This is a genomic window from Staphylococcus sp. HMSC14C01, assembly GCF_001808085.1.
GTDB lineage: Bacteria > Bacillota > Bacilli > Staphylococcales > Staphylococcaceae > Staphylococcus > Staphylococcus hominis.
The window spans coordinates 39096-51645 of the sequence record NZ_KV792011.1; the positions used below are offsets into that span (position 1 = coordinate 39096).

The 12550-nt window shown below is 33.1% G+C and carries 10 protein-coding genes; 9 read left to right on the forward strand and 1 reads right to left on the reverse strand.

The features are described 5' to 3' along the window. The first annotated feature begins 44 nt into the window (after window positions 1-44). The 6 genes from sat to HMPREF3131_RS00635 all read left to right on the forward strand — a co-directional run bounded on the left by sat (window position 45) and on the right by HMPREF3131_RS00635 (window position 7003). Complete coding sequence (gene sat / locus HMPREF3131_RS00610) at window positions 45-1223, forward strand: sulfate adenylyltransferase (protein WP_048761802.1); 1179 nt, start codon at window positions 45-47, stop codon at window positions 1221-1223. A gap of 18 nt (window positions 1224-1241) precedes the next feature. Beyond that, a complete protein-coding gene (gene cysC, locus HMPREF3131_RS00615) occupies window positions 1242-1841 on the forward strand; it encodes an adenylyl-sulfate kinase (protein WP_048761799.1) in 600 nt (199 codons plus the stop codon). 426 nt (window positions 1842-2267) lie between these two features. Beyond that, window positions 2268-3029, forward strand: coding sequence for a CHAP domain-containing protein (locus tag HMPREF3131_RS00620; protein ID WP_049379420.1), 762 nt, complete (start codon window positions 2268-2270; stop codon window positions 3027-3029). A 221-nt stretch (window positions 3030-3250) separates the two neighbouring features. Beyond that, complete coding sequence (locus HMPREF3131_RS00625; protein ID WP_017175447.1) at window positions 3251-3493, forward strand: hypothetical protein; 243 nt, start codon at window positions 3251-3253, stop codon at window positions 3491-3493. Window positions 3494-3658: 165 nt separating this feature from the next. Beyond that, on the forward strand, window positions 3659-4951 hold the full coding sequence (locus HMPREF3131_RS00630) for an anaerobic C4-dicarboxylate transporter family protein (RefSeq protein ID WP_070436321.1): 1293 nt from the start codon (window positions 3659-3661) through the stop codon (window positions 4949-4951). A 429-nt stretch (window positions 4952-5380) separates the two neighbouring features. Further along, entirely contained in the window at window positions 5381-7003 is a 1623-nt protein-coding gene (locus HMPREF3131_RS00635; protein ID WP_070436322.1) for a BCCT family transporter, read from the forward strand. Between the two features lie 93 nt (window positions 7004-7096). Here HMPREF3131_RS00635 and HMPREF3131_RS00640 read toward each other — a convergent pair whose 3' ends face one another. Then, on the reverse strand, window positions 7097-7651 hold the full coding sequence (locus HMPREF3131_RS00640; RefSeq protein WP_070436323.1) for a choline uptake/conversion transcriptional regulator CudC: 555 nt from the start codon (window positions 7649-7651) through the stop codon (window positions 7097-7099). 239 nt (window positions 7652-7890) lie between these two features. On the opposite strand from HMPREF3131_RS00640, the gene betB reads away from it, so the two are divergent. From betB to HMPREF3131_RS00655, 3 genes are all read left to right on the forward strand, one after another. Next, window positions 7891-9381, forward strand: a complete 1491-nt coding sequence (gene betB / locus HMPREF3131_RS00645; RefSeq protein ID WP_070436324.1) for a betaine-aldehyde dehydrogenase — start codon at window positions 7891-7893, stop codon at window positions 9379-9381. Between the two features lie 136 nt (window positions 9382-9517). Continuing rightward, window positions 9518-11224 carry a choline dehydrogenase gene (gene betA, locus HMPREF3131_RS00650; RefSeq protein WP_049419640.1) on the forward strand — a complete coding sequence of 569 codons (1707 nt, stop codon included), beginning with the start codon at window positions 9518-9520 and terminating at the stop codon, window positions 11222-11224. 129 nt (window positions 11225-11353) lie between these two features. Next, window positions 11354-12535 carry an amidohydrolase gene (locus HMPREF3131_RS00655; RefSeq protein ID WP_070436325.1) on the forward strand — a complete coding sequence of 394 codons (1182 nt, stop codon included), beginning with the start codon at window positions 11354-11356 and terminating at the stop codon, window positions 12533-12535. The last annotated feature ends 15 nt before the right edge of the window (window positions 12536-12550 follow it).

Genomic DNA, 12550 nt, shown 5'->3' on the forward strand with positions numbered 1-12550 from the left:
GCCGAGTAAACTAATCAAAATAATTAGAAAAGGAGTTATCAACGATGCCAACAAATGAAGATATTATCAATTATACAATTAAGCCACATGGTGGAGAGTTAATTAATCGAGTTGTAGAAGGAAAAGAAAGAGAAGCATTAATTGAAAAAGCGAACGCTTTTAAATCATTAACTTTAAATCCTTGGTCAATTTCAGATTTAGAATTAATAGCTATTGGTGGTTTTAGTCCACTTACTGGATTTATGGGAGAAGCGGATTATAAAAAAGTTGTTGAAGATACACATCTTGAAAATGGACTAGTATGGAGTATTCCTATCACTTTACCTGTCACTGAGGCACAAGCGAATGAACTTAATATTGGTGATGATATTGCTTTATATGGTGAAGATGGCGTACTTTATGGTACTTTAAATCTTGAAGAAAAATATACGTATGATAAAGAAAAAGAAGCTCAAAATGTCTATGGTACGACTGAAGAAGCCCATCCAGGTGTCAAAAAAGTATATGAAAAAGGAAATGTTTATTTAGCAGGTCCTATTCAATTAGTAAATCGTCCTAAACATGATGAATTTTCAGATTATCATTTAGATCCTGCTGAAACACGTCAATTATTCAAAGACTTAGGGTGGAAAACAGTAGTCGGATTCCAAACACGTAATCCTGTCCACCGTGCACATGAATATATTCAAAAATCTGCATTAGAAATTGTAGATGGCTTATTATTAAATCCTTTAGTTGGCGAAACTAAAGCAGATGATATCCCTGCAGATGTACGTATGGAAAGTTATCAAGCTATCTTGAAAAATTACTTTCCTAAAGATAGAGCACGTTTAGTTATCTATCCTGCAGCGATGCGTTATGCAGGTCCACGTGAAGCAATTTTACATGCTACAGTTCGTAAAAATTATGGTTGTACACATTTTATTGTTGGACGTGATCACGCAGGTGTTGGTGATTATTATGGGACTTATGAAGCACAAGAGCTTATCTCTCAATTTGAAGATGAATTAGATATTCATATTTTAAAATTTGAACATGCATTTTACTGCGAAAAATGTGGCAATATGGCTACAGCTAAAACGTGTCCACATGATGCATCAGACCATGTACATTTAAGTGGTACGAAAGTAAGAGAAAAATTACGTAATGGCGAATCATTACCAAAAGAATTCTCAAGACCTGAAGTTGCAGAAGTATTAATTAAAGGATTAAGACAAAAGTAATTTGGGGGAGTATATAAAATGAGTCAATCAACAAATATTACATGGCATGATTCAGAAGTAACTAAAGAAGATAGACAACGTCAAAATGATCATAAAAGTGCTGTCATTTGGTTTACAGGTTTATCTGGTTCTGGTAAGTCAACAATCTCTGTGGCACTTGAAAAGGCTTTATTTGAAGAAGGTAAACATTCATATCGATTAGATGGCGATAATGTCCGTCACGGTTTAAATAAAAACTTAGGTTTTAGTCCAAAAGACCGTAAAGAAAATATTCGTCGTATCGGTGAAGTAAGTAAATTGCTTGTAGATGCAGGAACAATTGCAATTACTGCATTTATTTCTCCATATAGAGAAGATCGTGATGAAGTACGTGACATTCTAGAAGACGGAGAATTCATTGAAGTATATACGGAGTGTAGTGTAGAAGAATGTGAGAAACGAGACCCTAAAGGTTTATATGAAAAAGCACGTTCAGGTGAAATTAAAGAATTTACAGGAATTAGTGCACCTTATGAAGCGCCAAAACATCCTGAAATAACTATTAATACTGAAACACAAAGTATAGATGAATCAGTTGAACATATTCTTAATTACTTAAAAGAACACCAATATATTTAATGAATAACCAAACGAGTGAGATAACGAATTCAAAATGAATGTTATCTCACTCGTTTTTTGCTATACATTCTTGAAAATAATAAATAATATTCCCCTATGTTATGAAATAAAACATATTTAAAATAATCAGATATATTACATCATTTGTAATGACACTGTTGATTAAATTGATAAAAAGATTGATATTAAAGTGTTTTGATGATGTAACAAAAGAGAGATTTAATTACAAAAACCGTCGTATTATTATGATTCAATTACAAGGTATTAACAACGCCCACAAACGCTTGTTTATCTGATAAAGTATGTCTTGTCGTTAATTAACGAGAAAAAATAATTCGAAGTAATTTAATATTGAGATGTCATTTGAAAGTAGCCACGTGATAAATAAAAGAAGAATGTTTTAAAATTCTAGGAGGATATTTAATTATGAAAAAAATCGCTACAGTAACTATCGCCACAGCCGGAATCGCTACAGTTGGATTTGCGCATCATGACGCACATGCAGCGGAAAATAATGGATATAACCCTAATGACCCAACTTCATATAGCTACTCTTATACAATTGATCAACAAGGTAACTATCATTACACATGGCAAGGTAATTGGAGTCCTGATCGTTTAAATCACACTAATGATTCAAATAATAGTCAATCTAACTATAATAATTACAATAATAATAACTATAATTACAATAGCAATTATTCATATACAACAAACAACAATCAATCTTATACAACTAATAATACGACAGGTGGATTAGGCGCTAACACTGCGTCAACATCAAATAGTAATGTAAAAGTTACAACTCAAAGTGCACCAAGAACACAATCAACTGCTTCAACTCAAGCATTCTCAGGTAAAACAAATTCAGGTGCGAATTACTATACTTGGGGTCAATGTACATATTATGTATATGACAAAGTTGGTGGCACAATTGGTAATACTTGGGGAAATGCAAATAACTGGGCTAACGCAGCAGCGCAATCTGGTTATACTGTAAACAATACACCTAAAGCAGGTGCTGTAATGCAAACGACTCAAGGTGGTTATGGTCACGTTGCATATGTTGAAAGTGTAAATAGTGATGGTTCTGTTACAGTATCTGAAATGAACTATCAAGGCGTAGGTGTAGTATCTACACGTACAATTTCAGCAAGTCAAGCAAGTTCATACAATTACATTTCATAATTTAAGGAAATGAACTATTTAAAAATTAATGTAAAATAATGACTAAGATATTTAAACAAATAACGTTATTTAAAAGAGCAAGTATATGAATTCAAAACGAATTCTAACTTGCTCTTTTTTATTTTTAAAAATTACATTTAATATGATTTAAATCACTTTATAAAGGGAAATATATAACTACTAATTCCTATAGTGTTCAAATATAAAGGTGGTGATTCACAATGGCGTTAGGAGTACTTCAATGGATCCTAGTGATCGCAATTGTGGTAATTACGATTGGCGTCATATTTGGTCTCATTTGGGGTTCACTTTTTGAGGAACGCTTTTATAGAAGTCGTTCTAAAAAAGAAGAAGAAGCACGTATTGAGAAAAATCTTAAAATGGCAAAAGGGCATACCGATGATGACGTAGTATATGATGAAGAAGGTCGTGCATCACTCAAAGAAGATTATAAAAAACAATAAATATTGATAAACCTTTAAGAATCCTTTTGATTTTTAAAGGTTTTTTCTTATCAAAATATTTATATTAATTAACTTTATGCAATTATATACTTTTAACAAATAAAAGTGATAAAATAGATATGTTAAAAAATTCACATGAACTATTTAAAGTTAGGAGTTATTATAATGCTACTGTTTATAGTAGAAATTATCATAATGATTGTAGCCATTATGCTAGGATTGCGCACAGCAGGTGCTTTAGGCTGTGGTATTTTTGCTATTGTGGCCCAACTGATTATGATATTTGGATTTCAACTTCCTCCTGGTTCTGCCCCTGTTACAGCAGTACTAATTATTCTGGCAATTGGTATAGCTGGAGGAACGCTACAAGCTACAGGCGGAATTGATTATCTTGTCTATCTTGCTTCGAAAATCATTGAACGATTTCCAAAATCAATTATTTTTATTGCGCCTATGATTGTATTTGTCTTCGTATTTGGAGTAGGGACTGCAAATATTGCTTTATCACTAGAACCTATTATTGCTCAAACCGCAGTAAAAGCTAAAATCCAACCTAAGCGACCACTGATTGCTTCAGTACTAACTGCTAATTTGGCTTTACTTTGTAGTCCAGCTGCATCTGCAACAGCCTACGTTATTTCAGTACTTGCAGGTCATGAAATTTCAATGGGTCAATATTTGAGTATTGTCTTACCTACATCATTAATCACTATGTTTATGTTAAGTATATTTTGTACGTTTGTAGGACGTAAAAATACAATTACTGAAAGTGAAATTGCTCATACACCTGACGTTGATGTAAATCATGCTTTTTCTACTAGAGTAAAGATAGGTGTTTTAGCATTTATTTTGTGTGTGTTTGGTATTCTTACGTTTGGTATTTTTCCTCAATTCATGCCTTCATTTAATGTCAATGGAAAAGATGTCACTGTATCAATGACAGAGATTGTACAATTCTTTATGTATTTAAGTGCAGCAATTAATTTATTGATGTTGAAAGTGAATACGAGTGATATTCTATCTTCAAATATTACACAATCTGCTATTGGTGCATTATTTGCAGTACTCGGACCTGGTTGGTTAGGTGCGACAGTATTTAACGCACCTCATAATTTACATATCATACAAAATGATGTTGGCAAAACGATTCAACATATGCCCTGGCTTGTGATTATTCTTGTAGCTGTAGTAGCGATGATTGTTATTTCACAAACAGCAACAGCATCGATTATGGTGCCTATCGTCATGAGTATGGGAATTCCACCCATGTATTTTGTAGCAATGGTACAAACATTAAATGTTAACTTTGTTATACCTGCGCAACCAACGTTATTATTCGCAGTTAATTTAGATGAAACAGGACGTACACGACCTACAAGCTTTATTATTCCAGGATTCTTTGCAATAGGTGTTTCAGTTATGGTTGGTTTTATAATAAAAATAATATTAGGATATTAGTTTATAATAGGGTATTAGTCATATAAATGATTTAAAGTTTCGTGAAAATTTAATAGATTGAGAAGACCTTTTGTGCCATTTCGAATATTGAAGAGAAGAATGTGAATTCTATTATGAATTGCATTCTTCTCTTATTTTTAATTTGAAAACAGAGAATTTCAAAAAAATATATATTCATCAAAAGTGAATAAATATTCAAAATTTATAATTTAAAATTTGTTTAAAACGTTCATTTTTAATTTAACACTACTGATATAGTTAATTTTTCGATAGTTTAAATGGGATGAAATATATAAATATTCAGTTTTGCTCAAATAATTTTATGAATGTAATTTGCATTTTTATTTAATTTTAGATATTGTCATCATGTGAATCATTCACGTAAATAAAATATAAGTCGTACATATAATATTCAAAGGAGGATCTTAGTTGAAAAAAGAAAAAATAATGGATTGGCCCACCTTTATAGGTACTGTTATTGTCTTGCTTTCAGCAGTTATACCTATGATGGTCTTTCCAAGTGCAAGTGAGAAAGTTATTACTGATATAAATAGTGCTATTTCTAACTCGATAGGATCTGTTTACTTATTTATAGGTTTAGTCGTTTTATCCTTTGTACTCTATATTGCTTTCGGCCGATACGGTAATGTGACTTTAGGAAAAGCAAGTGATAAACCTGAATTCAATAATTTTAGTTGGGCTGCAATGCTATTTTGTGCAGGTATTGGTTCAGATATTCTTTATTGGGGTGTTATCGAATGGGCCTTCTATTATCAGGTACCTCCAAATGGTGCTAAAGGAATGACTGATGAGGCTCTTACATATGCAACGCAATATGGTATGTTCCATTGGGGACCTATTGTATGGGCGATTTATGTATTACCAGCTTTGCCTATTGGCTATTTAGTATTTGTAAAGAAACAACCAGTATATAAAATTAGTCAAGCCTGTCGTCCAGTATTGAAAGGACAAACTGATAAGTTTTTAGGTAAATTAGTAGATATCTTATTTATATTTGGACTATTAGGAGGAGCGGCAACCTCTTTAGCATTAGGTGTGCCATTAATTTCTTCTGGAATTGAACGATTAACAGGTATAGATGGAGACAATATGGTTATTCGCTCAATTATACTTTTCACAATCACAGTCATTTTTGCAATTAGTTCTTATACTGGTTTGAAAAAAGGAATACAAAAATTAAGTGATATTAACGTATGGTTATCATTCTTATTACTTGCATTTGTATTTATTGTAGGTCCAACAATCTTTATTATGGAAACAACTTTAACTGGTTTTGGGAATATGATGCGAGATTTCTTCCATATGGCAACTTGGATGGAGCCATTTGGTGGAATTAGAAACCGTAATGAAACAAATTTCCCTCAAGATTGGACGATATTTTATTGGTCATGGTGGCTTGTATATGCACCATTTATTGGTTTATTTATTGCTCGAATTTCAAAAGGTCGTCGTCTCAAAGAAGTCATATTAGGAACAATTGCTTATGGTACATTGGGATGTGTCTTATTCTTTGGAATTTTTGGTAATTATGCTGTTTATTTACAAATTAGTGGACAGTTTAATGTGGTTGATTTTTTAAATAAACATAGTACTGAAGCAACAATTATAGAAGTTATGCATCAATTGCCATTTGGTTCTTTAATTATAGTGTTGTTCTTAATATCTGCATTTTTATTCTTAGCAACGACATTTGATTCAGGTTCTTATATTTTAGCGGCTGCTTCTCAGAAGAAGGTAATAGGGGAACCATTAAAAGCGAATCGTTTATTCTGGGCTTTTGCTTTATGTCTATTACCTTTCTCCCTTATGTTAGTTGGTGGAGAACGAGCTCTTGAAGTATTAAAGACTGCTTCATTATTAGCAAGTGTACCCCTTCTATTTATATTTACGTTTATGATGATATCCTTTATTATCACACTTAATAAAGATCGGATTAAACTGGAAACAAGAGCAGATAAACTAAAAGAAGTAGAGCGCCGTTCACTTCGTATTGTTCAAGTTAAATCAGACCCTGAAGACGATAATTTATAATGTAAAAAATGATAGTACATTTAAAAATCCTCAGAAATTAGATAATAAATCTAATTTCTGAGGATTTTTGAATCATATTGATAATGAAGTAAGTTATAAATCTTCTTCTTTTGGTATAGGATAATGTTCGAAAATGTCTCCAGATTCAATTGCATAGCTTAAATTTTCTAACCATTTACAATATAATTTTGTGTGGTTCAATTGGGATTGTATACTATCTATTTTTTCTTTTTCTTCTTCACTTAAATTATTAGTTTGTATTATGTGTTGAAGAATGTTTTCTGCTTTTTTCGTCGCTTCTAAATTTGTATCGACTTCACGTTCCCATTTTTGTGTGAAAAAGTTTCGAAAAAAATTAAAGAAATCTTTCTCGGCTATAAAATGTTGTTTGCGACTGCCACGGGTAAATTGTTGCTTAACGATATCGTATTCTTGCAATTTTTTTACACCAGCACTCATACTAGGTTTGCTCATTTGTAAATGTTCACGCATTTCATCAAGCGTCATACTACCTTCAAAAACCATCGTACCGTAAAGATTACCAACACTACGGTTTGTACCATATAAATCCATGGTTTCACCAATTGAGTTAATAACTAAATCTTTCGCTTCCTCTATTTTTTGATTAATATTATAAGAATTGCTCATATTGCACCTCACTTAATTTCATCTTCATAAGATGTGAAATATTAACACAAATTTTACATTCTCACTCATTATATGATTTTTTCTTAAGAGTTTCAAAAGTCAATTTTAATTCCCACAATATTTAAAATGATATAAAAAAATATATAAAGATGATTTTTGCAATGACTTAAAAAGTATGATACGCTACTTTTGTAAAATTCGTTAAATAAAAATTTAACAAACTTAACGGAGGTAGTATGATGGAACTTGTAAAAGCATTGTCTAATCGCCAATATATCAATGGTGAATGGGTAGAGAGCGCTAACAAAAATACTAGAGATATTATTAATCCATATAATCAAGAAGTGATTTTTACTGTTACTGAAGGGACTAAGGAAGATGCAGAACAGGCTATTTTAGCAGCACGTCGTTCATTTGAAAATGGTGAGTGGTCACACGAAACAAGTGAAGTCAGAGGTAAAAAAGTAAGAGCAATTGCTGATAAAATTACAGAAAATCGTGATGAATTAGCCAAATTAGAAACGCTAGATACTGGTAAGACATTAGAGGAATCTTATGCAGATATGGATGATATTGCAAATGTGTTTAATTATTTTGCAGGTTTAGCGGATAAAGACGGAGGAGAAATTATTGATTCTCCAATACCTAACACTGAAAGTAAACTTGTCAAAGAACCTGTAGGTGTAGTTACACAAATTACGCCTTGGAATTATCCATTATTACAAGCTTCATGGAAAATTGCACCTGCATTAGCAACTGGTTGCTCATTAGTAATGAAACCAAGTGAAATTACGCCATTAACAACAATTCGTGTATTTGAATTAATGGAAGAAGTTGGATTCCCTAAAGGGGTTATCAACCTAATATTAAGTAGTGGTGAAGAAGTAGGAGATACATTATCAGGTCATAAAGAAGTTGATTTAGTATCATTTACGGGTGGAATTGAAACTGGTAAACACATTATGAAGAATGCTGCAAATCATGTAACTAATATTGCATTAGAGCTTGGCGGAAAGAATCCAAATATTATTTTTGATGATGCTGATTTTGAATTAGCTGTAGATCAAGCATTAAATGGCGGATATTTCCATGCAGGTCAAGTTTGTTCAGCAGGTTCAAGAATTTTAGTGCATAACGATATTAAAGATAAATTTGAAAAAGCATTAATTGAACGTGTTGGAAAAATTAAATTAGGTAATGGATTTGATAGTGATACAGAAATGGGTCCAGTGATTTCTCCAGAACATCGAGATAAAATTGAAAAATATATGGAAGTAGCTAAAGAAGATGGTGCAACCATTGCGACTGGTGGAAAGCGTCCAGACGATGAAGATTTAAAAGATGGTTTATTCTTTGAACCAACTGTAATCACTAATTGCGATACTCATATGAGAATTGTTCAAGAAGAAGTGTTTGGCCCTGTTGTTACAGTAGAAGGGTTCGATAATGAAGAAGAAGCGATTGCACTCGCTAATGATTCAATTTATGGTTTAGCAGGTGCAGTATTTTCTAAAGATATAGGAAAAGCACAACGTGTAGCTAATAAATTAAAACTAGGCACAGTTTGGATTAATGACTTCCATCCTTACTTCGCTCAAGCGCCATGGGGTGGTTATAAACAATCTGGTATTGGACGTGAGTTAGGTAAAGAAGGATTAGAAGAATATTTAATCTCTAAACATATTCTTACAAATAGAAATCCAGAACCTGTAAATTTCTTTAGTAAATAACTTTTACAATTTAACTATAAAGGACCGTAGGCGTATTATTTTACGGTCCATTTATTTTGAAGTATAAAGATGTATCAAATCAAACTAAATTGTATTTAAATAGAAGATTTATATTTTTATAGGAGGACGACAATATATGAGTAAAAATCAATCATATGATTACGTAATTATTGGCGGAGGAAGCGCTGGATCAGTATTGGGAAATCGTTTGTCAGAAGATAAAAATAAAGAAGTACTTGTACTAGAAGCAGGACGTAGTGATTATCCATGGGATTTATTTATACAAATGCCTGCAGCATTGATGTTTCCTTCAGGAAATCCATTTTACGATTGGAGATACCAAACTGAAGAAGAACCGCATATGGGACGTAAGGTAGACCATGCTCGAGGTAAAGTATTAGGTGGTTCAAGTTCAATTAATGGTATGATTTATCAACGTGGTAATCCAATGGATTATGAAGGCTGGGCTGAACCAGAAGGAATGGAAACTTGGGACTTTGCACATTGTTTACCTTATTTTAAAAAACTAGAAAAAACATTTGGAGCTGCACCATATGATAAATATAGAGGACATGACGGTCCGATTAAATTAAAACGTGGACCAGCCACAAATCCATTATTTAAATCATTCTTCGATGCAGGTGTTGAAGCAGGTTATCATAAAACAAACGACGTCAATGGATATAGACAAGAAGGCTTTGGTCCATTTGATAGTCAAGTACATAATGGCCGTCGTGTTTCAGCTTCACGTGCCTATTTACGTCCTGCAATGAAGCGTAAAAATTTAACAGTTAAAACACGTGCATTTGTTACTAAAATCCATTTTGAAGGTAAGAAAGCTACAGGTGTAACGTTTAAACGTAATGGTAAACTTCATACTGTGAATGCTGGTGAAGTAATTCTTTCAGGTGGTGCATTTAATACACCTCAGTTGTTGCAATTGTCTGGTATCGGTGATTCTGAATTCTTAAAATCTAAAGGTATAGAACCACGCATGCACTTACCTGGTGTTGGAGAAAACTTCGAAGATCATTTAGAAGTATATATTCAACATAAATGTAAGCAGCCTGTTTCACTACAACCAAGCTTAGATGTAAAACGTATGCCTTGGATTGGATTACAATGGATATTTGCACGTAAAGGTGCAGCAGCTTCAAACCACTTTGAAGGTGGTGCTTTTGTTAGATCTAACAATCAAGTTGCATATCCAAATTTAATGTTCCATTTCTTACCAATTGCTGTAAGATATGATGGTCAAAAAGCACCAGTGGCGCATGGATATCAGGTACATGTTGGTCCTATGTATTCAAATTCACGTGGTAGTTTAAAAATTAAATCAAAAGATCCATTTGAAAAACCAAGTATTGTATTCAATTATTTATCAACAAAAGAAGATAAACAAGAATGGGTTGAAGCAATTCGAGTAGCACGTAATATTTTATCTCAACCTGCGATGGATCCATATAATGGTGGTGAAATCTCACCAGGACCATCTGTACAAACAGATGAAGAAATTCTTGATTGGGTACGTAAAGATGGCGAAACTGCTTTACATCCTTCTTGTAGTGCTAAAATGGGGCCAGCGTCAGATCCGATGGCAGTTGTAGATCCATTAAGTATGAAAGTACATGGCATGGAAAATTTACGTGTTGTTGATGCATCTGCTATGCCTCGCACTACTAATGGTAATATTCATGCACCAGTTTTAATGCTCGCTGAAAAAGCAGCTGATATCATTCGTGGTAAAAAACCATTAGAACCACAATATGTTGATTACTATAAACATGGTGTTAGTGACGAGAATGCTGGAGCAATGGAATTCGATCCATACTATAAACATTAATAAGATAGTTATATGAAATAAGGGTTGGAATCAAAGATGATTCTAACCTTTTTATTTTAAATATCCCCTTCTACAACATTTTTAATACGTAAAGGCATATAATGAATGACAGAGAAGGAGTGATATGAAATGATTAAAGATTTAGTGCAACGTTTACAAGATAAGGAAAAGCGTATGATCGAGATTCGAAGACATTTACATGAATATCCTGAGTTATCATTTCATGAAACTGAGACACCCAAATATATTGCTAATTTTTATAAAGATAAAGAGTGTAAGGTAGAAACAAATATAGGACAAAATGGTGTAAAAGTAACGATAGATAGTGGTAAACCTGGGAAAACGATTGCTATTCGAGCAGATTTTGATGCGCTTCCCATTCAAGAAGATACTGGTTTATCATTTGCTTCTAAAAACGAGGGAGTCATGCATGCGTGTGGACATGATGCACATACAGCATATATGCTTATTTTGGCAGAAACATTGATAGAAATGAAATCTCAGTTCAGTGGCAAAGTAATTGTTATTCATCAACCCGCTGAAGAAATGCCACCTGGTGGAGCTAAAGGTATGATTGAAGATGGCGTATTGGATGGCGTTGATCATGTTTTAGGCACCCATGTGATGACTAATATGGCTCCTGGTAAAGTCTATTATCATAAGGGTAACGTTCAAACAGGACGTTCTTACTTTAAATTAATTGTAAAAGGTGAAGGAGGACATGGTTCTTCTCCGCATACTGCAAATGATGCGATTGTAGCGGGAGCTAATTTCGTTACTACCGCTCAAACAGTGGTCTCACGTCGCCTTAATCCATTTGAAACGGGTGTCGTCACAATTGGATCATTTGATGGTAAAGGTCAATTTAATGTGATTAAAGATAAAATAACCATTGAAGGTGACGTTCGCGCTTTGACAGATGCTACACGCGATCGTATTGAAACGGCTTTAAAACAAATGGTTCATGGTTTGGAAGAAACATTTGGTGTAAATTGTGAATTTACATTTAGTAAAGATTATCCTGCATTGTATAATGATCCTGACTTTACTGAATATGTTGCAGAAACCATTAACCAAGCAAAATTAGCTGATGTTAAAGGCATAGAAGTATGCGAACCTCAACCGCCATCTGAAGACTTCGCTTTTTATGCTAAAACATTGCCAAGTACTTTTATATATTCTGGAGCAAAACCTAGAAAGGGTAAAGCATATCCACATCATCATCCTAAATTTACGATTGATGAATCAAGTATGTTAGTTGCAGCAGAAGCAGTAGGTGCTGTGGTATTAAACTATCTAACTGTTGAATAAGCAGTCATACTATAT